The organism is Actinomadura sp. NPDC049382 (assembly GCF_040677125.1).
In the GTDB taxonomy this organism is placed as follows: Bacteria; Actinomycetota; Actinomycetes; order Streptosporangiales; family Streptosporangiaceae; genus Spirillospora; species Spirillospora geliboluensis.
This window is the reverse complement of sequence record NZ_JBFARO010000033.1, coordinates 1-23344: the sequence shown is the minus strand read 5'-3', so window position 1 is coordinate 23344 and position 23344 is coordinate 1. Positions and strand designations below refer to the sequence as shown.

General features: G+C 74.2%; 22 protein-coding genes and 1 pseudogene. 13 read left to right on the top strand and 10 right to left on the bottom strand.

The window, feature by feature from the left end; all coding sequences use genetic code 11:
- Position 1: 1 nt before the first annotated feature.
- From AB0K34_RS21185 to AB0K34_RS21165, 5 genes are all read right to left on the bottom strand, one after another.
- Entirely contained in the window at positions 2-577 is a 576-nt protein-coding gene (locus tag AB0K34_RS21185; RefSeq protein WP_301177729.1) for a TetR/AcrR family transcriptional regulator, read from the bottom strand.
- A 38-nt stretch (positions 578-615) separates the two neighbouring features.
- Positions 616-1158 carry a methylated-DNA--[protein]-cysteine S-methyltransferase gene (locus tag AB0K34_RS21180; protein WP_301177730.1) on the bottom strand — a complete coding sequence of 181 codons (543 nt, stop codon included), beginning with the start codon at positions 1156-1158 and terminating at the stop codon, positions 616-618.
- 123 nt (positions 1159-1281) lie between these two features.
- Entirely contained in the window at positions 1282-3918 is a 2637-nt protein-coding gene (locus AB0K34_RS21175; RefSeq protein WP_364550403.1) for a DUF6493 family protein, read from the bottom strand.
- Positions 3915-5306 carry an SWIM zinc finger family protein gene (locus AB0K34_RS21170; RefSeq protein WP_364550402.1) on the bottom strand — a complete coding sequence of 464 codons (1392 nt, stop codon included), beginning with the start codon at positions 5304-5306 and terminating at the stop codon, positions 3915-3917. The genes AB0K34_RS21175 and AB0K34_RS21170 overlap by 4 nt, the downstream gene beginning before the upstream one ends.
- A 47-nt stretch (positions 5307-5353) precedes the next feature.
- The gene (locus AB0K34_RS21165) at positions 5354-5521 is read right to left on the bottom strand and encodes a hypothetical protein (RefSeq protein WP_364550400.1); all 168 of its coding nucleotides are present in this window, start codon (positions 5519-5521) and stop codon (positions 5354-5356) included.
- Between AB0K34_RS21165 and AB0K34_RS21160 the strand changes: the two are divergent.
- From AB0K34_RS21160 to AB0K34_RS21140, 5 genes and pseudogenes are all read left to right on the top strand, one after another.
- Positions 5505-6269, top strand: a pseudogene (locus AB0K34_RS21160) (citrate/2-methylcitrate synthase). The gene AB0K34_RS21165 and the pseudogene AB0K34_RS21160 sit on opposite strands and share 17 nt — an antisense overlap.
- A gap of 48 nt (positions 6270-6317) precedes the next feature.
- Positions 6318-6677, top strand: coding sequence for a hypothetical protein (locus tag AB0K34_RS21155; RefSeq protein WP_138641225.1), 360 nt, complete (start codon positions 6318-6320; stop codon positions 6675-6677).
- 64 nt (positions 6678-6741) lie between these two features.
- Positions 6742-7071 (top strand): DUF3817 domain-containing protein, encoded by a 330-nt coding sequence (locus AB0K34_RS21150; RefSeq protein WP_138641226.1) that lies wholly within the window; start codon positions 6742-6744, stop codon positions 7069-7071.
- 75 nt (positions 7072-7146) lie between these two features.
- Positions 7147-8070, top strand: coding sequence for a helix-turn-helix domain-containing GNAT family N-acetyltransferase (locus tag AB0K34_RS21145; protein ID WP_364550398.1), 924 nt, complete (start codon positions 7147-7149; stop codon positions 8068-8070).
- A gap of 665 nt (positions 8071-8735) precedes the next feature.
- Positions 8736-9509 carry a protein phosphatase 2C domain-containing protein gene (locus tag AB0K34_RS21140; RefSeq protein WP_364550396.1) on the top strand — a complete coding sequence of 258 codons (774 nt, stop codon included), beginning with the start codon at positions 8736-8738 and terminating at the stop codon, positions 9507-9509.
- A gap of 10 nt (positions 9510-9519) precedes the next feature.
- Here AB0K34_RS21140 and AB0K34_RS21135 read toward each other — a convergent pair whose 3' ends face one another.
- Positions 9520-10095 (bottom strand): SRPBCC domain-containing protein, encoded by a 576-nt coding sequence (locus tag AB0K34_RS21135; protein ID WP_364550394.1) that lies wholly within the window; start codon positions 10093-10095, stop codon positions 9520-9522.
- On the bottom strand, positions 10092-10724 hold the full coding sequence (locus AB0K34_RS21130; protein WP_364550392.1) for a TetR/AcrR family transcriptional regulator: 633 nt from the start codon (positions 10722-10724) through the stop codon (positions 10092-10094). Before AB0K34_RS21130 ends, AB0K34_RS21135 begins: the two co-directional genes overlap by 4 nt.
- Before the next feature lie 194 nt (positions 10725-10918).
- Here AB0K34_RS21130 and lon point away from each other — a divergent pair, with 194 nt between their 5' ends.
- Both lon and AB0K34_RS21120 read left to right on the top strand, forming a co-directional pair.
- On the top strand, positions 10919-13315 hold the full coding sequence (lon, locus tag AB0K34_RS21125) for an endopeptidase La (protein WP_301177787.1): 2397 nt from the start codon (positions 10919-10921) through the stop codon (positions 13313-13315).
- 164 nt (positions 13316-13479) lie between these two features.
- The gene (locus AB0K34_RS21120; protein WP_364550390.1) at positions 13480-13953 is read left to right on the top strand and encodes a VanZ family protein; all 474 of its coding nucleotides are present in this window, start codon (positions 13480-13482) and stop codon (positions 13951-13953) included.
- A gap of 138 nt (positions 13954-14091) precedes the next feature.
- On the opposite strand, the gene AB0K34_RS21115 is transcribed toward AB0K34_RS21120, so the two are convergent.
- Positions 14092-15606, bottom strand: coding sequence for a nitroreductase family deazaflavin-dependent oxidoreductase (locus AB0K34_RS21115; protein ID WP_301177785.1), 1515 nt, complete (start codon positions 15604-15606; stop codon positions 14092-14094).
- 178 nt (positions 15607-15784) lie between these two features.
- Here AB0K34_RS21115 and AB0K34_RS21110 point away from each other — a divergent pair, with 178 nt between their 5' ends.
- Complete coding sequence (locus tag AB0K34_RS21110; protein WP_301177784.1) at positions 15785-16789, top strand: Gfo/Idh/MocA family oxidoreductase; 1005 nt, start codon at positions 15785-15787, stop codon at positions 16787-16789.
- A complete protein-coding gene (iolC, locus tag AB0K34_RS21105; RefSeq protein WP_364550388.1) occupies positions 16786-17754 on the top strand; it encodes a 5-dehydro-2-deoxygluconokinase in 969 nt (322 codons plus the stop codon). Before AB0K34_RS21110 ends, iolC begins: the two co-directional genes overlap by 4 nt.
- Before the next feature lie 41 nt (positions 17755-17795).
- Here iolC and AB0K34_RS21100 read toward each other — a convergent pair whose 3' ends face one another.
- Complete coding sequence (locus tag AB0K34_RS21100; RefSeq protein ID WP_364550386.1) at positions 17796-18995, bottom strand: transposase; 1200 nt, start codon at positions 18993-18995, stop codon at positions 17796-17798.
- A 110-nt stretch (positions 18996-19105) separates the two neighbouring features.
- On the opposite strand from AB0K34_RS21100, the gene iolB reads away from it, so the two are divergent.
- The 4 genes from iolB (at position 19106) to AB0K34_RS21080 (ending at position 22948) form a co-directional block, all read left to right on the top strand.
- Entirely contained in the window at positions 19106-19963 is an 858-nt protein-coding gene (iolB, locus tag AB0K34_RS21095; protein WP_364550384.1) for a 5-deoxy-glucuronate isomerase, read from the top strand.
- A gap of 125 nt (positions 19964-20088) precedes the next feature.
- Positions 20089-21078, top strand: coding sequence for a sugar ABC transporter substrate-binding protein (locus AB0K34_RS21090; protein WP_138637946.1), 990 nt, complete (start codon positions 20089-20091; stop codon positions 21076-21078).
- Positions 21075-22136 carry an ABC transporter permease gene (locus AB0K34_RS21085; RefSeq protein WP_364550381.1) on the top strand — a complete coding sequence of 354 codons (1062 nt, stop codon included), beginning with the start codon at positions 21075-21077 and terminating at the stop codon, positions 22134-22136. Before AB0K34_RS21090 ends, AB0K34_RS21085 begins: the two co-directional genes overlap by 4 nt.
- Positions 22133-22948 carry an ATP-binding cassette domain-containing protein gene (locus AB0K34_RS21080; protein ID WP_138637948.1) on the top strand — a complete coding sequence of 272 codons (816 nt, stop codon included), beginning with the start codon at positions 22133-22135 and terminating at the stop codon, positions 22946-22948. The genes AB0K34_RS21085 and AB0K34_RS21080 overlap by 4 nt, the downstream gene beginning before the upstream one ends.
- Positions 22949-22963: 15 nt before the next feature.
- Here the strand turns inward: AB0K34_RS21080 and AB0K34_RS21075 are convergent.
- Positions 22964-23344: helix-turn-helix domain-containing protein (locus tag AB0K34_RS21075; RefSeq protein ID WP_364550379.1), on the bottom strand; the 381-nt coding region annotated here is incomplete at its 5' end.

Genomic DNA, 23344 nt, shown 5'->3' with positions numbered 1-23344 from the left:
GCTAGGACAGCCCCCGCACCGCCTGCGCCACCGTCGCGTCGACGACGGCCCCGGCACCGGACGGCCGCCGCTGCGCGAGCCGCGCGGCCGCGTCGACCAGCCCCTGGATCAGTTCGGCCCGCAGCTCCGGCTCCGGGACGCCGCCCGCCTCCAGCGCGGCGGCGAGCGGCCGCAGCAGCTGCGCGTGCCCGGCCCGGATGCGGTCGAGGGCCGGCTGGGCGAGGGCGTGCTCGGCCAGCGCGACGGCGGCGGCGTGCCGGCCGTCCGTCATGACCTCCAGCTGGCAGCGGACGTAGGCGGCGACCTTGCCGTCCAGGCCGTCCGCACCGCCGAGGGCGCGCTCCACGAGCGCCGCCCAGCGCGGCAGCTCCTCGTCCAGGATCGCGGCGACGAGGTCGTCCTTCGACCGGAAGTACTCGTACAGGCCCGGCCGGGACAGCCCGACCCGCCGCGCCAGCGCCGCCAGCGTCAGCGCCTCGATGCCCTCCTCGGCCACCAGCGCCCGCGCCCCGTCCAGCAGGTTCCGCAGCTGCCGGGCCCGGTGCTCCGCGACGGTCGCCTCACTGATCTTCGGCACCCGCACATTCTAGGCTTCCCGACTCCTCGTCGGTATGTTCACGGGGCCCGGCCGATGTCCCAGTCGAGGGTCGCGGGGAGGGCGCCCTCCAGCGTGAGCAGCCAGCGCTTGACCTCGACGCCGGACCCGCCGCTGTAGCCGCCCAGCCCGGTCGAGGCGACGACCCGGTGGCACGGCACGATCAGCGGGATCGGGTTGCTCCCCATGATCTGCCCGATGACCTGGGCGTGCACGCCGGTGCCGCTGCGGTCGCCCAGCTCGCCGTAGGTGACGGTCCTCCCGTAGGGGACGGACTCGTACAGGGTCGTGAGCACCTGCCGCTGGGCGTCGGAGGTGAGGCGCCAGTCGATCGGCACCTCGAACTCCTTCAGGTCGCCGGCGAAGTAGTCGCGCAGCGCCGCGAGGACCGGGGCGACCCGGCCGGGGGCGTCCACGACCGGCAGCCCGGCGGCCTTGGCGGTCCGCGCACGGGCCGCGGGGGTGTCGCGGAAGTGCAGCGCGGCGACCCCCGTCCCGGTCTCGGCGACGAGCAGGCGCCCGAGCACGGTCTCGACCGTGCCGAACGCGAGGGTCTCGGTCATCGTGCGATGCTCCTTCCCGGTGCCCCCAGCCTCCCACGCCCCACCGACACCCCCACCCGTGCTGGGTTCGCAGGGTCCACGTGCCGGTGCTGGTCCTTTCTCCTTCAACACCGGGACGTGGCTTCAGGTTGCGAGCGTGCTGTGGAGGCGGGCGCATTCGGTGACCAGGCGGCCGGAGCCGGCGCGTGAGGCCGCTTCGGCGACCTCCAGGATGGGGCCCTTGGCGCCGGTGAGCTCGGCCAACCGGGTGGCCTGGGCGACCAGCGAGGGGAGGCCGGAGGGCGCGCGTTCGCCCGGCGCGGGGAGGAGGCGCGGGAGCGCGGTCGCCAGGATCGTCCAGACGCCGGCGTGGGCGCCCGCGTCGGCGGCGGCCGTGAGGGCCTTGAGGGTGCGCGGCAGCGGGATGCGGCCCAGCGCGGCGAGTCGGCCGAGCGCGGCGCCCGTCTCCTCCGCCGGGAGGGCGCCCCGCGAGCTGAGCGTGACCAGCGCGTCGACGGCGTTCGACCTGTCGCGCTGGTCCTTGTCGGCCAGCGTGCAGGCGAGGAGGGTGCCGGTGGCGACCCCCGCGGGCCCGTCGGCCTCGGCGACGCCGAGCATGGCGGCGCCCGGTTGCCATCCGTCGTCCCCCATTCCGGCCACGTAGCGGACGAGGTGCGCGGCGGCGACCTCGCGGTGGGACGGCAGGACGGCCGGCCAGTGGCCGATCCGCTCCAGGAAGCGCCAGGACTCCCCGTTGCGCCCGCCCGTCGCGGGGAGGGCGCACGCGTGGTCGATATCGGTGTCGCCGGTCATGGCCACCGTGGCGCGCACCGGGGACGGGGCGCGCCACGCCGGGCGCTCGGCGGCCGCGCCCGGCCGGCCGAGGACCGTGCAGGTGACCACGGGGTCGGGGAGCCCGCCCGCGGCGAGCCAGGACGCGACGGCCCGGCCCGCCTCGGACGCCAGCCCCTTCGCCCGCGCCGCGGCCGCCGGGTCGATCTCGCGCGGGACGCGGAGCATCGCCTGCGCGAGCTCGGCCCGTCCCGGCGCGGCGCCCGCCTCCTCCAGGCGTTCGAGGCGGCCGACGAGGACGTCCGGGTCGATGTGCCCGCTCGCCTCGGTCGGGGCCGCGAGCAGGAGCGGCACCGTCCCGACGGCGGCGGCGATCTCCTGGAGCCGCCACGCCAGGAACCGTGCCAGCGGCGGCCCGGACGCCTCCGCGGCGGGACGGAGGCGCCGCAGGGTCAGGGCGGCGCGGAGGCCGGCCGCGCGCGACCGGCGCTGGAGCAGCAGGTTCTGCGCCGGGAGCGCGATCCAGCTCTCCCGGACGAGGTTGCGCATGTACGAGCGGTCGTCCGGCTTGGTGATCCACGGCGCGATGTCGCCGGCGACCTTCCGGAGCGCCTCCCGGGTCCCGTCGGGGTCGCGGTGGGCGGACTCCATGAGCGCGGCCAGGAACCGCTCCGCCGGGGCCCACTCCTCGTCGGAGCGCAGCCGGACGGCGAACTCGTCCGCGAGTTCGGCGAGGGAGCCGACGGGCGCGGGCATCGACCGGGGGACGTAGGGCGGCGGGCCCGGCGGTGCGGGCTCGGGGACGGCCTCGACCGCGCCGAACGCGTCGGCGATCACCGCACGCGGCCCGGCGGGCAGGACCGCGGCCGCGTCCCGGACCTCCGCTCGGACGCTCTCGCCCGCGTGGGCGGCGTGCTTGGCCGCGATCTTCACGGCGCGCTCGCGCAGGTCGACCGCGTCGGACGGGAACACCGCGGTGAGGGCGCGCAGCGTGGCCTCGACCCGGCCGCGCTTGCGGGCCGTCCGGTCGAGCCAGGTCAGCGCGGCCCGGACGAGCTTGCGCTCGGGCCGGAACAGCACGGCGTCCGCCGCCTCGGCGAACAGTGCCGCGTCGAGCCGGCCGAGGTCGTCGGCGCGGCGCACCTGCCGCAGCGCGAGGTCGGCGACCGTCGGCGGCGCGGCGGGCAGGAGCCGCACGTAGTCGTGGACGCGGGCGGTGGTCTCGTCGTCGGTGGGCGCGAGCGCGTCGTGGAGCTGGACGAACCAGCGCAGGGTGTGCGCGGTGCCGCCGCGCAGGAAGCGGCTGACGCACCCGTCCAGGAGGAGTTCGCGTTCGACGCGTCCGGTACGGGCCAGGCCGGTCAGGGAGTCGGCCCAGGTGCTCTTGCGGGCCTTGTCCCACTGGACCCAGTTCGCGTCGTTGGCGAGGGCGGCGCCCACGCCGTCCGCCTCGAACAGCCTCGGGAGGAGGGTGTCCAGGAAGGGGTCGTCGGCGAGCCCGTCCGCGTTGCCCGCGCCGGTGACCCAGCCGACCACGAAGCCGTCCGTCACCGGGGGCGCGGCACCGGCCGACGTGGCGAGCGCCGCCGCGGTGTGCCAGCGCGACCACTCCTCGTCGGAGACCCGCAGCCGGTCGCCGATCCGGCGCGCGACCTCGGCGCGCCATTCCGCGGGGCGGTCCGCCGTCACCTCGACCAGCAGCCGGGTGGTGTACTCGCTCCACGACCAGAGCCGCAGGTCGGTGCGGCACAGCCAGGTCGCGGCCGCCGCCGGGCCGCCGATCACGCCGGCGCCGGCGATGAGCAGGCGGCTGATCCCCTCGTTGTCGAGGAACCCGTACCGCGTCCGGGCGCGCAGCTCCTTCAGCAGCCCGGGGAGTTCGGCGGCGGCGGTGCGGCGCTCGGCCTCGTCCAGGCCCCTGACGGCGCGCGCCGTCGCCTCCATGCCGCCCGCCTCGATCGCCTTCCGGAGCTCGGTCCAGGTGCTCATCGCCCGGCCTCCGCCGTCTCCTCGGCCGTCTCCTCGGCCGCGCGGAGGGCGATGCGCGCCGCGAGGACGTGCTTGCACGGCCCGCGTTCGCCCCGATGGTCGAACCACCAGGGGCACGTGCAGGCGGCGCGGTCGCCGTCGAAGCGGACCTCCCGCTCACCGCCGCCGCTCAGCACGATCGCCGTGCCCGCGGAGGTGAACCGCACGGTGCCGTCCTCGACGAGCGCCCGCGCCGACCGCAGCCGCGGGTTGAGGCCGGCCACGCGCGCCGGGTCGTAGGGGAGTTCGCGGTGGAAGAAGGCGGCCTCGGCGGCGTCGAAGCCGACGCGTCCCGACGTGCCGAGCTGGGTCAGCGCGGCCCGCGTCCGGGCGAGGTCGAGGCCGGACCGCTCGGCGAGCAGGCCGGGTTCGACGCGCGGCTCGAAGGACAGCAGCGCGCCGAGCAGGTCGGCGTCCCCGGCGGCCTCGTCGGTCGCGATGTCCTCCAGCACGGCGCCCTCACCGGAGAAGCCGCGCGAATGCCGGGGGGACAGGGTGAGGACGTACCTCATACCGGGAAGCTCCAGCTCCCACACGCTCGACACGGGCCCGCCGCCATGGGTGACGGGCGGCCCGTAGACGCGCAGGGCCCGGGCGAAGCGGAGCAGCGGCAGCATCGTCCGCAGGCGGTCCGGGCCCGCCAGGCACACCGCGCCGGGCGCCGGACGGGACGTGACCCGCAGCGTCCTCCCGGCGGGCACGGCCCACAGGGGTTCGCGCTGCGCGCGCGGCAGGGTGCGCAGGAACCGCACGGCGCTCGGCCCGTCCAGCTCGCCGCGCGGGTCGAACCCGGCCGTGATGACCTGCACCTCGGCGAACCCCCGCAGCCACCGGTCGGGCAGCGGCACCTTCTTCTCCACGACCGCGCCGTCCATCGTGGTGACGGCCAGTTCCTCGGCGCCGACCGCCAGGTGCAGCGGATCGGACCCGCCGACGCGGGCGAGGGCCTCCCGCAGGGGGCCGTTGACGTCCACGTTGGTCGTGCCCCGTTCGTGGACGTCGCCGTCCAGCGCGGGCTCCAGCACGTCCAGCCGGGCGTACACGCCGCCGCACGCGGAGAACGACTCCATCCGGATCCGGTCACCGTTGCAGGTGACGACCGGGTCGCGGAAGGACGTCGGGCGCGGCTGGAAGTAGCGGGTCTGGGCGACGTCGGCCAGGGCGAGCAGCGCCGCCGCGGCCGGCGCCGCCTGGGTGAGCACGCCGCTGAAGAAGTGCGGGTGCGCGCTCGGCCCGCTGCTCGTCGTCCCGCCGGACGTCGACAGGCCGAGAAGCCCCGCGTCCAGCCCCGAGGGCCGCGTGTACGTGTACGACTGCGCGGCTCCGGCCGCCACTGTCCTGCTCGCCATGCCCGAGAACGTAGAGTCCGCCTCGGACAAATCCTCCGATTCCCGGGTCAGCCGAGCTGGCCGGGGAAGAGGAGCAGCCGCGACGACGGCGACGCCGGGACGTGGGAGGCCCGCGCGGACGGCGTCGCGGCGGCCGTCGCCGCCCAGTCCGGACTGCCCGCCGATCTGCTCCCGCTCGACCGGCTCCAGCTGATCGCGGTGGCGCTCGCCGCCACCGACCCCCTGCGGCACCACCTCGACCACGAGGGCGTCATCGCGACCGGGCGGTCACTGATCGCCGGCCTCGTCGAGGCGCTCCCGTCCGCCGGCGGCCCCGCGTCGGCGGGGCGGCTCGCCGAGCGGCTCTGGAGCCGGCTGTGCCCGCGCCCGCCCGAGCCGGACGGCCTGCTGCGCGCGTTCGAGGGCGCCATGATCCTGCTGGCCGACCACGAGCTGGCGGCGTCCACGGTCGCCGCCCGGGTCGCCGCGTCCGTGCGCGCCGACCCGTACGCGGTCGTCGCGTCCGGGCTCGGCGTGCTGAGCGGCCCGCTGCACGGCGGCGCGTCCTACGGGGCGGAGCGGCTCCTCGCCGAGGTCGCCGACCCGGCGTCCGCGTCCCGGGTGCTGGGGGAGCGGCTGCGCGGCGGCGAGCGCGTCCCGGGGTTCGGGCACAGCGTCTAAAAGGCGGGCGACGGTCGCGCCGTCCTGCTGATGGACCTCGTCAGGGCCGCCGCGCCGGACCACGAGCGGCTCGCCGCCGCCACCGCCGTCCTCGCCGAGGCCGAGCGGCGACGCCTGCCCGCGCCCGACATCGACTTCGCGCTGGCGGCGCTCGGCGCGGTCGCCGGTCTCGTGCCGGGGGCCGGGGAGGCGGTGTTCGCCGTCGCCCGCACGGCCGGATGGCTCGCGCACGCGCTGGAGGAGTACGCGCGGCGCGGCCCGCTGCGGCCCCGCGCCGTCTACACCGGCCCGCCGGTCCGCTGAGGCGGGGTCGCGGCGGCACCTCGCCGAACCGGGGGTAGGCTCGGTGACGTGCGACGGTTCCTCACCCCAGGCTGGCTCGGGCTGCACGCGCTCGCGATCGTGCTGTGCGGCGCGTTCCTCGGGTTCGGCTGGTGGCAGTTCGACCGCGCCCAGTCCGGCAACGACCGCAGCTGGGCGTACACGTTCGAATGGCCGATCTTCGCGATCTTCGTGATCGTGATGTGGATCAAGATGATCCGGGACGAGCGGGCCGGTGTGAAGCCCGCGCCCACGGTCATCGAGGAGCCCGCGGAGGCCGAGGTCAAGCGGGAGCTCATCAAGCAGCACGAGGAAGAGGACCCCGCCCTCGCGGCCTACAACCGCTACCTCGCGCGACTCAACTCCGAGAACGCGCGCGGCCGCCGCTGACCCCCGCGTGCGGGCGCGCGGCGCGGTGGCGCCCCCCGTCCGCCGAACGAAAGGTGTGTTTCCTGTGGAAGGCGCGGTCACCAGGTACCGGATCCTGGCGCTGATCGTCGGCACCCTGCTGGTGCTGCTGGCGATCGGGATGGTCCTCAAGTACGGGCCGACCGACATGCCGGAGATGGCGGGCATCGTGTCGCCGATCCACGGCCTCTTCTACATGGTCTACGTGGCGTTCGCCTTCGACATGTGGCGGCGCACGGGCTGGCCGATCGGCAAGATGGTGCTGATCGTGCTCGGCGGCGTCGTGCCGCTGATGACCTTCTTCGTGGAGCGCAAGATCGTCCGCGAGGCGCGTGCGCTGCCCGCCGCCAAGGCCGAGGCCGGCGCGAGCGCCTGACGATCACCCTCCGGGGCTGGTGCCCGCGGCCCTTCATCGCCTAACGTTTGACTCAGTCAAACGTTTGGAGGCGCCATGGAGGTGACCGAGGAGGACGTCGGCACGGTCCGCGCGTTCAACCGCTTCTACACCGGTGTCATCGGGGTGCTCGGCGAGGGGCTCGTCCGGTCGCCGTACTCGCTGACCGAGGCGCGGGTGATCTTCGAGCTGGCCCAGCGGGAGGACACCGAGGTGCTCGCGCTGCGCCGCGCCCTCGACCTCGACGCCGGCTACCTCAGCCGGATGCTGGCCCGGTTCGAGGCCGACGGGCTCGTGCTGCGCGAGCGCGCGCCCGGCGACGCCCGCCGCCAGGTCGTCCGGCTCACCCCGCGGGGCCGCGAGGTGTTCGCCATGCTGGACGAGCGGACCATCGCCGAGATCCGCGGGCTGCTGGACGGCCTCGACGCCGGCGACCGCCGCCGGCTGCTCGCCGCGATGCGCACCGTCCAGGGCGTCCTCGGCGGCCGGCCGCGCGCGGAGGACGTCGTTCTGCGCCCGCTGCGCCCCGGCGACCTCGGCTGGGTGGTGGAGCGCAACGGCGCGCTGTACGACGTGGAATGCGGCTGGGACCGCACCTACGAGGCCCTCGTCGCCTCGGTGGTGGCCGACTACGTGCGCGACCACGACCCGGAGCGGGAGAACGCGTGGATCGCCGAGTCGGACGGCGTCCGGGTCGGCGGGGTGTTCTGCGTCAAGCGCGCCGAGGACGTCGCGCAGCTGCGGCTGCTGCACGTCGAGCCGGACGCCCGGGGCCTGGGGGTCGGCGCGGCGCTCGTCGACGCCTGCGTGCACTTCGCCGCCGAGGCCGGCTACCGGGAGATCATGCTGTGGACGACGGCGCTGCAGCGCCCGGCGCACCGCCTCTACGCGCGGGCCGGGTTCGTCCTCGAGGACGAGGAGCCGCCCGTGGAGCGCTTCGGCGACGTGGTCCACGGGCAGGTGTGGCGCAAGAAGCTGTGACCCGGGCCCGCGGAGGCGACGCGCCTCCGCGGGCCCGGTTCTCGCAGCGATCCCTAACTGCGGCGGCGGCCGGGACGGGGGTCGGACGGAGTTCCGGCCGCCTGTGCTACCGGCGTGGTGCCGGTCTTTCTGGGGGCTGGCTCTCACCTCCCTTCCGCTCGCGCCGGCCGGGGGCGTGACGGCCCGTCCGGCGAAGGGGGGAGGGCGCCGAAGGGCGCCCGGGTGACTGAGACCGGGCCGGCGCCGCGGTGGGACGTGGCCGCCGGCCCGGTCGCCGGGGGGTGCCGGTGCCGCGGGGGCGTGCGGCACCGGGGCCCGGGGAAGGCCGCTGCGCGGAGCCGGCCGGGTACGGCCGAGAACCCGAGGTGTGTCGCCGCGCGCCGGCGTGGAGCGCGCCGCGAACGCCCTCGGCCGTACGGGCCGGGCCGCCGGGGAGGGGGAACGCGGGAAGGGGCCGCCCGGTGCGTCGCATCTCGACTCCTCCTGGTTCCCGACCTGGGACTTTGCCGCCCCGAGGATCTTTCGTTCACCGTGTGTCACGATCTCGTTGCGTTAGGTACCCGGCCGTCATGTGCGCGTAAACGCGCTCCGTGCAAAGAATCAAGATCGCGAAGTGGTCTTTGCCTCCGCATTGCCCGGGGCGGCCTTCCGGCATCCTTTGCGTCATGCCTTGCACCTCGTGCGGCGGGACGGTCGCCCCGGACGGCCACTGCTGGGACTGCGGCACCCGCCAGCCCGCCTACCGCGCCCACCTGGAGACCGCCACCCCCACCGCCGCCGCCGTCACCGACCGCGCCGGCCGCGCCGTCAACGCCGACGCCGCGGCCCTCGCCGCCGCGGGCCCGTGGACGATCGCCGCCGTCTGCGACGGGGTCTCGATGTCGCCCCGCGCCGACCGCGCGGCGCGCGTCGCCGCCGACACCGCCGCCGCCGTCCTGGCCGCGCGCCTGCCGGGAGCCCTTCCCGAGCACGCCCTGGACGAGGCCGCTCTCCGCGCCTCCCGCGCCGTGGCCGCTCTCGCCGCCTCGGTCCACGCGGCTCCCGCCTGCACCTATGTCGCGGCCGTCACCGGTCCGGACGGCGTCTGGGCGAGCTGGGTCGGCGACAGCCGCGCCTACTGGCTCCCCGACGAGGGCCCGGGAATGGCCCTGACCGAGGACGACGTTGACGCGCAGGAAGTCCTGACGGCCTGGCTGGGCGCCGACGCCGGCGACCCGCACCCCCGGACCCGCAGCTACCGTCCGCAGGGCGCGGGACACGTGCTCCTGTGCACCGACGGCCTGTGGCGTCACGTGTCCGACCCCGCCGCCCTGCGCGCGCACTTGCGCGGCCACGCCCCGCTCGACGGCGCACGTGCCCTCGTCCAGTACGCCTTGGACGAGGGCACCCGCGACAACACCACCGCTCTCGTCATCCGCGTAGAGCGGGCTCAGCGCTGAACGAGCGTGGTCAGGAGCGGACGTCCTTGAGCCGCTGCGCGAGGGCCTTGTTCATCGCGTGGAACTGGGGCAGCGTCCGGTCGGTCAGCTGGCCTCGGACGAAGGGCACCGCGACGCCGCTGAACTCCTCGCTCTGGACGAGCCTGACGCGGCCCGGCGCGATGGGCTCGATGCGGAACCGGTGCTCCCCGTCGAAGAGCCCGCCGGGGCCGATCTTGCCGATCCAGCGGAGCTCGCGGCCGGGGTCGGCCGCGAGGACGGTCGGGGTGAAGGTGGTGTCGCCGCCCGGGTCGCGCAGGACATTGCGCAGGGTGGCGCCCTTCTCCAGCCTGCCCTCGGAGGAGACGATGAACGGGTTCCACTGCGCGTAGGCGGGCAGGTCGGCCAGGACCGTCCACACCTGCTCGGGCGTGGCGTCCAGCTCGATCGAGGTGCGCAGCGTGAAGGGGCGCAGGTTCGTCCAGGCCGTGTAGCCCGCGAGCAGGGCGGCGACGACGGCGAGTGCGGCCAGGAGGCGCCGCCGTCTCCGGCGCGGTGCCCGCTCGCCGTGGTCCGGGCGGGCGGGAATGGACGGAGCGATGGTCATGCCGGGTTCTCCTTCACGGGCAGGACGCCGCGGAGGGCGGCGTCGACCAGGTGTTCGGCGTAGGCGCGGTCGATGGGCAGGCCGGTGATCAGGAGCCGGTAGTACAGGGCGCCGGCGAGCTGGTCGAACAGCAGCGCCGGGTCGGTGTCGGGCCGCAGGTCGCCGCGCCGCCGGGCCCGGTCGATCAGCCCGATGGCCAGCGCGTTGCGCTGCTCGAACACGGCGCGGACGAGCGCTCCGATGTCGGGGTGCCGCGCGGCGGCGGCGACCAGCTCGCCCACGAGGCCGGACGAGGGGTCGCCGGGCGGGTGCCCGGGGCCGGCGCTCCGCGTCCGGTTCAGGCCGAGCGCGATCTGCTCCAGGTAGTCGGCGAGGTCGGCGCGGAGGTCGCCGGTGTCGGGCACCGGCACCTCGTCCTGCATCCGGGCGATGACGGCGATGGCGAGGTGGTCCTTGGTGGGCCAGCGCCGGTACAGCGTCGTCTTGGCGACCGCCGCCGCGCGGGCCACCTGGTCCACGGCGAAGGCGGCGTAGCCGTGCGCCAGGAGCTGCTCCTCGGCGGCCCGCAGGATCTGCTCGTCGGCGCCCGGGTCGCGGGGTCGGCCGCGGCGCGGCCGTGCGGGAGGCATCCGGCCCTCCTTTCGATACGGGCGTTTCGTAATTCCACGGTAGCCCGGCGGGACGTGATTACGCAACGCCCGTATCGAAACTCGGACTTGATCGCTCAGAGCGAACGTTGCTGCGGAAACAAAATGCAGCTCCGTTTTCTTGAGTGTGTATGACTCAACTTGAGGTTGGGTCGATGACGGACTTGGAGCTGAGCATGAGCGAAACCCTGACGCTGCCGGTGCTGCCCCTGGAAGACGGGGTCGTTCTGCCCGGCATGGTGGTCCCTCTGGACCTCTCCGAGAACGGCGAGGTCCGGGCGGCCATCGAAGCCGCGCGGGCGGTGTCGCAGTCCAAGGGCCCGGGCATCCGGTCGGCGGCCAAGCCGCGGGTGCTGCTGGTGCCCAGACTGAACGGACGGTACTCCGACGTCGGCACCCTCGGGGTGGTCGAGCAGGAGGGGCGGCTGCCGGGCGGCGAGCCGGGCGCGGTCGTCCGCGGCGTGTCCCGGGTGCGGATCGGGACCGGGACGACCGGCCCCGGCGCGGCGCTGTGGGTCGAGGGCACCGTGATCGAGGCGCCGCCGGCGTCCGGGCGGGCGCAGGAGCTGGCCAAGGAGTACAAGGGCCTGGTCGGCGCGATCCTGCAGAAGCGCGGCGCCTGGCAGGTCGTGGACGTGGTGCAGCAGATCGACGACCCGTCCACGCTGGCCGACAACGCCGGATACGCGCCCTACCTGACCGACGAGCAGAAGATCGAGGTCCTGGAGACCGTCGACGTGGTCGAGCGGCTGGAGCTGCTCATCGGCTGGACCCGCGACCACCTCGCCGAGCTGGACGTGGCGGAGACGATCCGCAAGGACGTCCAGGAGGGCATGGAGAAGACGCAGCGCGAGTTCCTGCTGCGGCAGCAGCAGGAGGCCATCCGCAAGGAGCTGGCCGAGCTGAACGGCGACCCCGCCGACGAGGAGGACGACTACCGGGCCCGGATCGAGGCCGCGAACCTCCCCGAGAAGGTGCGCGAGGCGGCGCTGAAGGAGGTCGACAAGCTGGAGCGGTCGTCCGACGCCTCGCCCGAGGGCGGCTGGATCCGCACCTGGCTCGACACCGTCCTCGACATCCCGTGGAACGAGCGCACCGAGGACGCCTACGACATCGCGGGCGCCCGCGAGATCCTGGACGCCGACCACGCCGGGCTGGACGACGTGAAGGAGCGCATCGTCGAGTACCTGGCCGTGCGCAAGCGGCGCGAGGACCGCGGCCTCGGCGTCGTGGGCGGCCGCAGAAGCGGCGCCGTGCTGGCGCTGACCGGTCCTCCCGGCGTGGGCAAGACCTCGCTGGGCGAGTCCGTCGCGCGGGCCATGGGCCGCAAGTTCGTCCGGGTCGCCCTGGGCGGCGTCCGGGACGAGGCCGAGATCCGCGGCCACCGCCGCACGTACGTGGGCGCGCTTCCCGGCCGCATCGTCCGGGCGATCCGCGAGGCCGGCTCGATGAACCCGGTCGTCCTGCTGGACGAGGTCGACAAGGTCGGCGCCGACTACCGGGGCGACCCGACGGCGGCGCTGCTGGAGGTCCTCGACCCCGAGCAGAACCACACCTTCCGGGACCACTACCTGGAGGTGGAGCTCGACCTGAGCGACGTGCTGTTCCTCGCCACGGCGAACGTGGTCGAGGCCATCCCCGGGCCGCTGCTCGACCGGATGGAGCTGGTGGAGCTGGACGGCTACACCGAGCACGAGAAGGTCACCATCGCCCGCGACCACCTGCTGCCGCGCCAGCTCGACAAGGCGGGGCTGGAGGCGTCGGAGGTGGCGTTCGGCGACGACGCGCTGCGGCTGTTGGCGGCCGAGTACACCCGCGAGGCCGGCGTCCGGTCCCTGGACCGCTCGATCGCGCGGGTGCTGCGGAAGGTCGCCGCGAACGTGGCGCTGGAGAAGGCGGCGCTCCCGGTCGCGATCGGTGCGGCCGACCTCAAGGACTACCTGGGCCGGCCCAGGTTCACCCCGGAGGTCGAGCTGAGCCGGGGCGAGCGCCGCACCGGCGTGCCGGGCGTGGCGACGGGCCTCGCGGTCACCGGCGCGGGCGGCGACGTGCTCTACATCGAGGCGTCGCTGGCCGACAAGGAGACCGGCGACACCGGCGTGACGCTCACCGGACAGCTCGGCGACGTCATGAAGGAGTCGGCCCGGATCGCGCTGTCCTACCTGCGCTCGCGCGGCGCGGAGCTGGAGCTGCCGGTCGGCGACCTGAAGGACCGCGGCGTCCACGTCCACGTGCCCGCCGGCGCGATCCCGAAGGACGGCCCGAGCGCGGGCATCACGATGACGACGGCCCTGGCCTCCCTGCTGTCGGGGCGGCCGGTCCGCGCGGACGTCGCGATGACCGGCGAGGTGTCGCTGACCGGGCGGGTGCTGCCGATCGGCGGCCTGAAGCAGAAGCTGCTCGCCGCGTCCCGGCTCGGCATCACCACCGCGATCGTGCCGAAGCGGAACGAGCCCGACCTCGAGGACGTCCCGGCCGAGGTGCTGGAGAACATGACGGTCTTCACCGTCAGCGACGTCCGCGAGGTGCTGGACCTGGCCCTGGAGCCGGCCACCACCGCGGTGGCGGCCTGACGCACGGCGGACGCCCCCGACGCACGGCGACCGCCTGACGCACGGCCGAACGCCCGCGCCGATCCGGCGCGGGCGTTCGCATGCCGGGATTCGGTCCCGGCCGTAACCCGGGGCCGCGCATACTCCGGGACGGGGCGGGGACCAGCCGCCGGGTGTTGGTGGAAATGTGGCAGCCCGCGACGCCGGGCGAACGGGTCCCGTGGTACATCGTCGCCTTGCGCGTCCTCGTCGTCCTGGTGGCGCTGGGCCTTCTCGGCGTCTTCTTCTACTTCGCGTTCAGGCTCACGCTCACGCCCGTCCAAGACAACGGCCAGGCCGGCGGCAACACCGATCCCGGCCGCTCACTGCGCTTCTACCTGGACCGCCCCACCAAGGAGGCCGTCTTCCAGATAGGCGGCAACCTGGCGCTCCTGGCCCCGCTCGGCGTCCTGCTGCCCATCGTCTGGACGACACTGCGCGGCCCCATACGCCTGGCCCTCCTGACCGGAGTGCTCTCCCTGACCATCGAGGCCATCCAGGGCGCCCTGGTGGTGGGACGCGCCTTCGACATAGACGACGTCATCCTGAACGTGTCCGGCGTGGTCCTGGCCTACCTCTTCCTGGGCCGCCGCCTATCCAAGGCCCTCCGCGGCGCCTAGCAATTCTCGTCCTCGGCCTGATCCGCATCCTGATCCTGGTCGGAGGCAAGACCAGTGCCGCGTTCGCCTACCTGCGCCGCGAGATGCGCCTGGACCCCCGCCCCCAGCCGTGAAGGGCGGCCCGCGCCCGGCCTCGGCTCAGCCGGGGATCAGGTGGAAGACCCGTAGTTCGCGTTGGGCGCGTTCCACGTAGTCGTTGTAGACGGGCCAGACGGCGGTGAGGCGGGGCCAGACCTCCTTGCGCTCCCTGTCGTCCAGGAGGTGGGCGGTGACGGGGACGGTGCGGCCCTGGAAGCTGACCTCGGCGGCGGGGTTCTTGAGGAGGTTGCCCGTCCAGGCGGGGTGCTTCTCGCGGCCGAAGTTGGAGCCGACGACGTACCAGCCGCCCGCCGGGTCGGGCAGGCAGGCGAGCGGCGTCCGGCGGGGGAGGCCGCTCTTGGCGCCGGTCGCGGTGAGGACGAGGCTCGGGACGAGGAGCTGGCCGAGCATCAGCCGGCCGCCCGTCGCCCTGTGCAGGGCCCGGTCCACGGGCGGGACGACCTTCGGGCCCACCTTGGCGAACCATTCGGCGCCCGAGACCCGGTGGAAGACGGGCCCGAAGGTGCGCTGGATCAGGGTCGGCATCGGCTTCTCCTCGGCGGCGGCGAGCCGTCCGGCCCGGCGCGGGTTCAGATGGCCGCTGCGCGCCAGCCACCGCAGCCCGTCGGCGACGGTCTCCTCGACGGGGCGCAGCGTGAGGTCGAGCGCCTCCAGGATGGGGCGGTCGTCGGTCGGGACGAGCGTGACCATGAACTCGGCCGCGTCGCGGGTGAGCGGGTAGTCGAAGTGGCGGACGCGCTTGGCCGCGTCCAGCGCCGAGCCCAGCGCGAGCATGGCGCGGGACGGGACGCGTACACGGCGGCACTTCACCCCGGTGAGGCGGTCGCACAGGTCGGCGTACTGCGGCCAGGTCAGGTAGTGCCCGCCCAGGACCCAGCGGCTCGGGCCCTGGCGCGCCTCGACGGAACGTGCCAGCGCCTCGCCGAGGTCGCGGACGTCGATGACGGAGACGCCGCCGCCTGGCAGCGGCCACACCTTGCCGAGCGCGGCGGCGAGCCCCTCCATCAGGGCGTCGAGCGAGGGCTGGTCGGGGCCGCAGACGCCGCCCGGGTAGACGATCGTCACCGGTGCGCCGTCCTCCTGGAGGCCGCGCACGTAGCGCTCGGCCGCCAGCTTGGACCTGCCGTAGTCGGTGCGGGGGTTCGCCAGCGCGTCGCTCGCGGTGATGACCGTGCCGGACGGAGGGACGAACACCCCGATCGTGGACACGTGGATCACGGGGGACAGGCCCTGGGCGACGGCGCCGCCGACCACGTTGCGGGTGCCCCGGACGTTGACCTCGACCAGGTCGCCGGCGCCGCCGGTCACGCCGATCGCGGCGGCGGCGTGGACGGCGGCGTCGCAGCCGGTGAGGGCTTCGGACACCGCGTCCGCGTCCAGCATGTCGCCCTGGACGAGTTCCACGTCCTCGACCGCGACGCCGACCGTCCGGAGCACCCCGGCCGCCTTGCCGGGGTCGCGCACGAGCGCGCGCGGGCGGTGCCCGGCGGCGAGGAGGGCGCGGACGGTGTGGGAACCGACGAACCCCGAGGCGCCGGTGACGAAGATCCGCATGGGGACAAACTAGCGCTTGGTCCGACCTGGGCGACAGCCCGTTCGCGGCGTCCGGTCAGCGTAGCGCCGGTATTTTCGGACACCTTCATTACCGGCCGGGGGACGGTCCGCCGTTGACGCCGCTGGAACGGTCCAGCCACACTCGTGACGCACCTGACCGCCGACCGGGAGGGGATCGATGAGGATCGGACTGGCCGGCGCGGGGCGCATCGGCGCGCGCCACGCCGCCGCTCTCCGCGCACTGCCCGAGGTGGACGCCCTGCTCATCGCCGACGCGGACGCCGCCCGCGCGCGCGACCTCGCGGCCCGCCTCGCGTCCCCGGCGCGGGCGCTGGACACCGTCGGGGAGCTGTTCGAGGCCGGGCTGGACGGCCTGGTCGTCGCGGCCGCCACCGACGCGCACGCGGCCCTGGTGGCGCGGGCCGTGGCCGCGCGAACTCCCGTCTTCTGCGAGAAGCCGCTCGCCGCGGACGTTGATGGAACGTTCCAGACCGTCCGGGCGGCGGCCGCCGCCGGGGTGTCGGTGCAGGTCGGGTTCCAGCGCCGCTTCGACGCCGGGAACGCGGCGGCCCGGGAGGCGCTCGCGTCCGGGCGGCTCGGCTGGCTGCACACCGTCCGGTCGTGCAGCTTCGACCCGTCGCCGCCGCCCGCCGAGTACGTCCCGTCGTCCGGCGGGCTGTTCCGCGACTGCGTCATCCACGACCTGGACCTCATCCGGTTCGTCACCGGGCGCGAGGTCGTCCGGGTGATGGCCGCGGGCGCCAACCGCGGCGACGACTTCTTCCGCGAGTGCGGCGACATCGACACCGGTTCGGCGCTGCTCGTCCTCGACGACGGGACGCTCGGCGTCGTCTCCGCCACCCGCTACAACGCCGCGGGCTACGACGCGCGGCTGGAGCTGTTCGGCTCCAAGGACAGCATCGTCGCCGGCCTGGACGACCGTACGCCCGCCACTCCGCTGCCCGAACAGGACGCCGAGCCCAGGCCCGCCTACAGCGGCTTCATGGAGCGCTTCTCCGACGCCTACGACGCCGAGATCCAGGCGTTCGTGGACATGGTCGCCGGCCGCCGCACCAACCCGTGCCCGCCCGAGGACGCCCTGGAGGCGTTCTACCTCGCCGAGGCGTGCGAGATGTCGATGCGCGAGGGCAGGATCGTCGGCACCGAGGAAGTGCGCCGATGACCCTCAGCTCCACCACGGGCGACCCCGCCACGGTCTTCGACCTCATCACGATGGGGCGGGTGAGCGTCGACGTCTACCCCGACCAGGTCGGCGTCCCGCTGGAGGACGTCGAGTCCTTCGGCAAGTACCTCGGCGGCAGCCCCACCAACGTCGCCGTAGCGGCGGCCAGGTACGGCCGTAGCACCGCCGTCATCACGCGCACTGGCGACGACCCGTTCGGACGGTTCGTCCACAAGGCGCTCCAGGGTTACGGCGTAGACGACCGGTACGTCACGGCCGTCCCCGGCCTGCCGACCCCACTGGCCTTCTGCGAGATCTTCCCGCCGGACGACTTCCCGCTGTACTTCTACCGCTATCCGAAGGCGCCCGACCTGGAGATCCGCCGCGACGAGCTGGACCTGGAGACGATCCGCCGGGCGCGCATCGTGTGGGGCACCGTCACGGGCCTCTCCCAGGAGCCCAGCCGTGAGGCGACCCTGGCGGCGCTGGCCGAGCACCCCGGGCAGACCGTCATTGACCTCGACTACAGGCCGATGCTGTGGGACGACCCCGCCGAGGCCCCGCACTGGGCAGGCCGCGCCCTGGAGCACGCGAAGGTCGCCGTCGGCAACCTGGACGAGTGCGAGGTCGCGGTGGGGGAGCGGGAGCCGGACGCCGCCGCCCGCGCCATCCTCGAACGCGGCCCGGAACTCGCCATCGTGAAGATGGGCCCGGACGGCGTCCTCGCCGCGACGGCGGAGGAGAGCGTGCGGGTCCCGCCGGTCGAGGTCGAGGTCGCCAACGGGCTCGGCGCCGGGGACGCGTTCGGCGGCGCCGTCTGCCACGGCCTCCTCGCCGGCTGGGACCTGCGGCGGCTCGTGGAGTTCGCGGGCGCGGCCGGCGCGATCGTCGCGTCCCGCATCGCCTGCTCGGCCGCCATGCCCGCGCAGGACGAGGTCGAAGCACTGCTCAAGGAGACCGGTTGACGTCCTCCCCCGCCTGAAGGCGAGGGATTCCAATCCGTCCCCTACGGAGAGAGGAGAGTGGGTTGAGGTTCGCGGTTCGCCGGCCGGGCCAGGGCCCAGCCTCCCCGCGCGGCCACCGTGCGTCCCACGGCGGTGTCTTTGATGTTGCGTGCGGCGTTGATGTCGGCGTTGGCCCGGTGCCCGCAGGCGACGCATCGGAACACCGCTTGGCTCTCGCGGTTGTCCGGGGCGCGGTGCCCGCAGGCGTTGCAGGTCTGCGACGTGTACGCCGGGTCGACCCGGACCAGGCGCCCGGGTGCCTTGTGCTCCAGGCGGGTGACCAGTTGTCCCCACCCGTTGGCCAGGATGCCCCGGTTGAGCGCGGCCTTGGCGCGCACACCCGTGCCGGGTGCCTCGACGGTGCCGCGCGCCGACCGGGTCATGGCGGCGATGTTCAGATCCTCGACGGCGATGACGTCGAACCGGCGCGGCAGATCCGTCGAGGTCTTCTCCACCCAGTCCCTGCGGCGGTCGGCCTCACGCGCTTTCAACCGGGCGATGGCGGCCTTGACCCGGGCACGCCTGTTCGCCCCCCGGCGCGCGCGTGCCAAGCGCCGCAGCAGCCGCCTCAACCGCTCGGCCTCACCGGCCGTCAGGCCCGGCACGCTGCTGGTCTCGCCCGTGGACAGCGCGGCCGACACCACCACGCCCCGGTCCACACCGACCGCCGCACCATTGCCGGGCGCGGGGATGGGGTCGGGGACGGCGGCGAACGCGACATGCCAGCGCCCGGTGCGGTCGCGGGTCACCCGGAACGACTTCACCCCCGGTGGGACGGGCCGGGACCAGCGGAACCGCACCCACCCCACCTTCGGCACCCGCACCTCACCGGTACGGCGCGACAACCGCCGCACATCCCAGGCACGCCCGCGGGCACCGACAATCCGGAACCCCTCATGCACCCCCGCCTTGCGCCAGGTGGGGCGCCGGTGCGTGCCCGCGAAGAAGTTCGCCATCGCCTGCGCGAAGTCCTTCAGCGTCTGCTGCTGCACCGTCTGCGACCCCGCCGCCAGCCACCCGAACGCAGCCCGCGCCTCGGTCAACTGCCGGGCCTGCGCGGCATACCCCGGAGCCGGGCCCCGCCGCGGCGTCCACCACGCCTGCTGCTCCACGGCCAGGTTCCACACAAATCGGGCGTGCGAGCAGTGCTCCAGCAGCCCCGCCTCTTGGGCGGGGGTCGGGCACAACCGGTACCGGGACATGCCCGCACCATACCGACCGCCACCGACACAACCCGGAGAGTCATTGTGCCGCATCGTTCCGCGTTTCCTCCCCGCCCTGAAGGACGGGGTTCCCACGCTGCAGGAATCCGATGAACCACCATCTGCCCGCCGGCACCGCCGGAGAAGGCCCCTACGGGCTCGTCGTCACGCCCGAGTCGGCCGGCTGGACGTACTCCGCGCTGCGCGTCCTCGACCTCTCCGGCGGCGGCGAGCACACCTTCGGCACCGGCGCGTTCGAGACGATCGTGCTGCCGCTGGCCGGGTCGTGCACGGTGGAGTGCGACGGCGCGCGGTTCGAGCTGGCGGGCCGCGACGACGTGTTCAGCCGGGTCAGCGACTTCGCCTACGTGCCGCGCGACGCCCGGGTCACGGTGCGGGGGAGCGGCCGGTTCGCGCTGGCCGGCGCCCGCTGCGAGAACCGGCTGGAGCCCCGCTACGGCCCGGCCGAGAAGGTGCCGTTGGAGCTGCGCGGCGCGGGCGCGGCGAGCCGCCAGGTCAACAACTTCGGCACGCCGGACGGCTTCCCGTTCGCCGAGAAGCTGATCGCCTGCGAGGTGCTCACGCCGGGCGGGTGCTGGTCGTCCTTCCCGCCGCACAAGCACGACGAGGACCGGCCCGGCGAGTCGGTGCTGGAGGAGATCTACTACTTCGAGGTCGCCGGGGACGGCATGGGCTACCAGCGCGTCTACGGCACGGCGGAGCGTCCCATCGACGTGCTCGCCGAGGTCCGCACCGGGGACGCGGTGCTGATCCCGCACGGCTGGCACGGGCCGTCGATGGCGCCGCCCGGCCACGACCTCTACTACCTGAACGTGATGGCCGGCCCGTCCCCGGAGCGGGCCTGGCGGATCTGCGACGACCCCGCGCACGCGTGGATCCGCGACACCTGGTCCGGGCAGGAGACCGATCCGCGGCTCCCGCTGACCTCGGCGGACGGGCGCCGCTGACGCGGCGGGCGCGCGCCGCGGCCCCCGGACGGTGCCGAATTGTGAGCGGGATCGCGCGCACGCCCGCCCTCATCTGTGATCAACTCCTCACACCGACACATTCGGGGAGAAACGGAGAGCAGCCGATGAGAGGCGTTGTCGCGCGCGGGTCGACCCGGAGGCTCGCGGTCCTGGCCGCCGCTGGGCTGCTGGCGCTGAGCGCCTGCAGCAGCTCGGGCGGGAAGAAGTCCGAGGAGGCCCCCGAGGGCGCCGGCCCCCGGCTGAAGATCGCGATGGTGACCCACTCGGGCGCCGGCGACACGTTCTGGGACATCGTGCAGAAGGGCGCGAAGGCGGCCGCCGCCAAGGACAACGTCGAGTTCCTCTACTCGGCGGACCCGGACGGCGGCAAGCAGGCGCAGCTCGTCCAGGCGGCGATCGACAAGAAGGTCGACGGGATCATCGTCACGCTCGCCAAGCCCGACGCGATGAAGGACGCGCTGGCGCGCGCCGCCGCCGCGAAGATCCCGGTCGTGTCGATCAACTCCGGCGCGGCGGAGTCGGTGAAGCTCGGCGCGGTCGCGCACTTCGGGCAGGACGAGTCGATCGCCGGTGAGGCGGCCGGCACCGAGCTCGGCGAGATCGGCGCGAAGAAGGCGCTGTGCGTCATCCACGAGCAGGGCAACGTGGGGCTGGAGGCCCGCTGCGCCGGCGCGAAGAAGACGTTCGGCGGCGACCTGGAGAACCTGTTCGTCCAGGGCACGAACATGCCGGACGTCAAGTCGTCCATCACCGCCAAGCTCCAGTCGGACAAGGCCATCGACGGGATCCTGACGCTCGGCGCGCCGTTCGCCGCGACCGCCGTCGACTCGGTGAAGGAGACCGGGAGCAAGGCCAAGATCGGCACGTTCGACCTGAACAAGGACCTCATCGCCTCGCTCAAGGCGGGGTCCATCGAGTTCGCCGTCGACCAGCAGCCGTACCTGCAGGGCTACGAGGCCGTCGACCAGCTGTGGCTGCTGAAGAACAACGGCAACGTCCTCGGCGGCGGGCGCCCGGTGCTGACCGGCCCCGCGATCGTCACGAAGCAGAACGCGGGCGACCTGGAGGCGTTCGCGAACCGGGGGACGCGATGACGCAGGCGGTCGCCGAGCCGCCCCCGGTGGCCGGCCCCGGCTCCGACGAGCGCCTGGCCCGGCGGTCGCCGCTCCGGCGGCTGCTGGGCCGCCCGGAGCTCGGCGCGCTGCTCGGCGCCGTCGCGCTGTTCGTGTTCTTCTCGGCGGTCGCGGACGCGTTCCTGCGCGCCGGGTCGTTCTCGACCGTGCTGTACGCCAGCTCCACGTTCGGGATCATGGCGGTCGGGGTGTCGCTGCTGATGATCGGCGGCGAGTTCGACCTGTCGGCCGGGGTGATGGTGACGTCGTCGGCGCTCATCGCGGCGCTGACCTCCTACCAGCTCACGCTGAACGTGTGGGCCGGCGTCGCGATCTCGCTCGTGGTGACGCTGGCGCTCGGCATGGTCAACGGCATCCTCTACATCAAGACCAGGCTGCCGAGCTTCATCATCACGCTGGCCACGTTCTTCATGCTCGCCGGGCTGAACCTCGGCGTGACGAAGGCGCTCACCGGCAACGTCGCCAGCGACTCCGTCCGCGACATGGACGGCTTCGGCTCCGCCCGCGCGGTGTTCGCCTCCGACGTGGACGTCCTCGGCGTCAACGTGAAGATCACCGTGTTCTGGTGGCTGCTGTTCACCGCGATCGCGACCTGGCTGCTGCTGCGCACCCGCGCCGGCAACTGGATCTTCGCGGCGGGCGGCGCGGCGGCCAGCGCCCGCGCGGTCGGCGTCCCGGTCGACCGGGTCAAGATCGGCCTGTTCATGGGGGTCGCGTTCTGCGCCTGGTTCTCCGGGATGCACCTGGTGTTCGCGTTCGCGACCGTCCAGTCCGGCGAGGGCATCGGCAACGAGTTCCTGTACATCATCTGCGCGGTCATCGGCGGCTGCCTGCTGACCGGCGGCTACGGGTCGGCGATCGGCGCGGCCATCGGCGCGTTCATCTTCGGCATGACGAACAAGGGCATCGTGTACGCCGAGTGGAACCCCGACTGGTTCCGGTTCTTCCTCGGCGCGATGCTGCTGATCGCGACCGTGGTGAACCTGATCGTGCGGCGCAGAGTGGAGCGGTCGTCATGACGGACGCGAAGGCGGCGCCGCTGCTCCGGCTGGCCGGCGTCGGCAAGAACTACGGCAACGTCATCGCGCTGCGGGACGTCGACATGGAGGTGTCCGCGGGCGAGGTCACCTGCGTGCTGGGCGACAACGGGGCGGGCAAGTCCACGCTCATCAAGGTGGTCGCGGGCCTGCACCGGCACGACGCCGGGACGTACGAGGTGCAGGGCGAGGAGGTCTCCTTCGGCTCGCCCCGCGACGCCCTCGACCGGGGCATCGCGACCGTCTACCAGGACCTCGCGGTCGTCCCGCTGATGCCGGTCTGGCGGAACTTCTTCCTCGGCTCGGAGAAGCGCAAGGGCTTCGGCCGGCTGGACATCGGGTTCATGCGCAGGACCGCCCACGCCGAGATGGCCGCGATGGGCATCGACCTGCGCGACGTCGACCAGCCCATCGGGACGCTGTCGGGCGGCGAGCGCCAGTGCGTCGCGATCGCCCGCGCCGTCTACTTCGGCGCCAAGGCCCTCGTCCTGGACGAGCCGACCGCCGCGCTCGGCGTGAAGCAGGCCGGGGTGGTGCTGCGCTACGTCCTCCAGGCGCGCGAGCGGGGCCTCGCGGTCGTGTTCATCACCCACAACCCGCACCACGCCTACCCGGTCGGGGACCGCTTCCTGATCCTCAACCGGGGCCGCAGCATCGGCTACCGCACCAAGGACGCGATCACCCGGGAGGAGCTGACCGGCCTCATGGCGGGCGGCGCCGAACTGGAGGAGCTGGCCCACGAACTGGACGCGGCGGCCTCCCCGGCCTCCCCGCCCTCCGAGGCCGACGCCTAGCGGACGGCGCGAGGGTCAGGCGGGGGCGAGCCAGGCGCGGCACAGCCACCAGGCGTTGACGCCGCCGAAGGTGTCGGACGTGTCGATGCCGGTGGCCTCCGCGAACCGCCGGACCCTGTTCCGCACCGTGTTGGGGTGCACGAACAGGGCCTCCGCGGCGGCGGTCACGTCGCGGCCCGCCTCCAGCCAGGCGCACACCGCGCGGGCGACCGGCCCGGCGCTCGCGCCGAGGTCCGCGCGGGCCACCCGGTACCGGTCGAGCAGCGCGGAGGCGAGGTCGGTGCGGTCGGCCGCCGCCGCGACCACGGCCACCTCGGCGATGTGCACCACCCCGGTCCGCCCGGTCGCCTCGGCGGCGGCGAGCGCGGAGACGGCGAGGCGGCGCGCGGCGGCCAG

Excerpts from the sequence above, each read along its gene's own strand:
- lon (WP_301177787.1), top strand. The coding sequence starts at position 10,919 with ATGAGCGAAACCCTGACGCTGCCGGTGCTGCCCCTGGAAGACGGGGTC.
- AB0K34_RS21140 (WP_364550396.1), top strand. The coding sequence starts at position 8,736 with ATGCCTTGCACCTCGTGCGGCGGGACGGTCGCCCCGGACGGCCACTGC.
- iolC (WP_364550388.1), top strand. The coding sequence starts at position 16,786 with ATGACCCTCAGCTCCACCACGGGCGACCCCGCCACGGTCTTCGACCTC.
- AB0K34_RS21100 (WP_364550386.1), bottom strand. The coding sequence starts at position 18,995 with ATGTCCCGGTACCGGTTGTGCCCGACCCCCGCCCAAGAGGCGGGGCTG.
- AB0K34_RS21145 (WP_364550398.1), top strand. The coding sequence starts at position 7,147 with ATGGAGGTGACCGAGGAGGACGTCGGCACGGTCCGCGCGTTCAACCGC.
- AB0K34_RS21175 (WP_364550403.1), bottom strand. The coding sequence starts at position 3,918 with ATGAGCACCTGGACCGAGCTCCGGAAGGCGATCGAGGCGGGCGGCATG.
- AB0K34_RS21130 (WP_364550392.1), bottom strand. The coding sequence starts at position 10,724 with ATGCCTCCCGCACGGCCGCGCCGCGGCCGACCCCGCGACCCGGGCGCC.
- iolB (WP_364550384.1), top strand. The coding sequence starts at position 19,106 with ATGAACCACCATCTGCCCGCCGGCACCGCCGGAGAAGGCCCCTACGGG.
- AB0K34_RS21135 (WP_364550394.1), bottom strand. The coding sequence starts at position 10,095 with ATGACCATCGCTCCGTCCATTCCCGCCCGCCCGGACCACGGCGAGCGG.
- AB0K34_RS21170 (WP_364550402.1), bottom strand. The coding sequence starts at position 5,306 with ATGGCGAGCAGGACAGTGGCGGCCGGAGCCGCGCAGTCGTACACGTAC.
- AB0K34_RS21115 (WP_301177785.1), bottom strand. The coding sequence starts at position 15,606 with ATGCGGATCTTCGTCACCGGCGCCTCGGGGTTCGTCGGTTCCCACACC.
- AB0K34_RS21085 (WP_364550381.1), top strand. The coding sequence starts at position 21,075 with ATGACGCAGGCGGTCGCCGAGCCGCCCCCGGTGGCCGGCCCCGGCTCC.
- AB0K34_RS21090 (WP_138637946.1), top strand. The coding sequence starts at position 20,089 with ATGAGAGGCGTTGTCGCGCGCGGGTCGACCCGGAGGCTCGCGGTCCTG.
- AB0K34_RS21080 (WP_138637948.1), top strand. The coding sequence starts at position 22,133 with ATGACGGACGCGAAGGCGGCGCCGCTGCTCCGGCTGGCCGGCGTCGGC.
- AB0K34_RS21110 (WP_301177784.1), top strand. The coding sequence starts at position 15,785 with ATGAGGATCGGACTGGCCGGCGCGGGGCGCATCGGCGCGCGCCACGCC.
- AB0K34_RS21120 (WP_364550390.1), top strand. The coding sequence starts at position 13,480 with ATGTGGCAGCCCGCGACGCCGGGCGAACGGGTCCCGTGGTACATCGTC.
- AB0K34_RS21180 (WP_301177730.1), bottom strand. The coding sequence starts at position 1,158 with ATGACCGAGACCCTCGCGTTCGGCACGGTCGAGACCGTGCTCGGGCGC.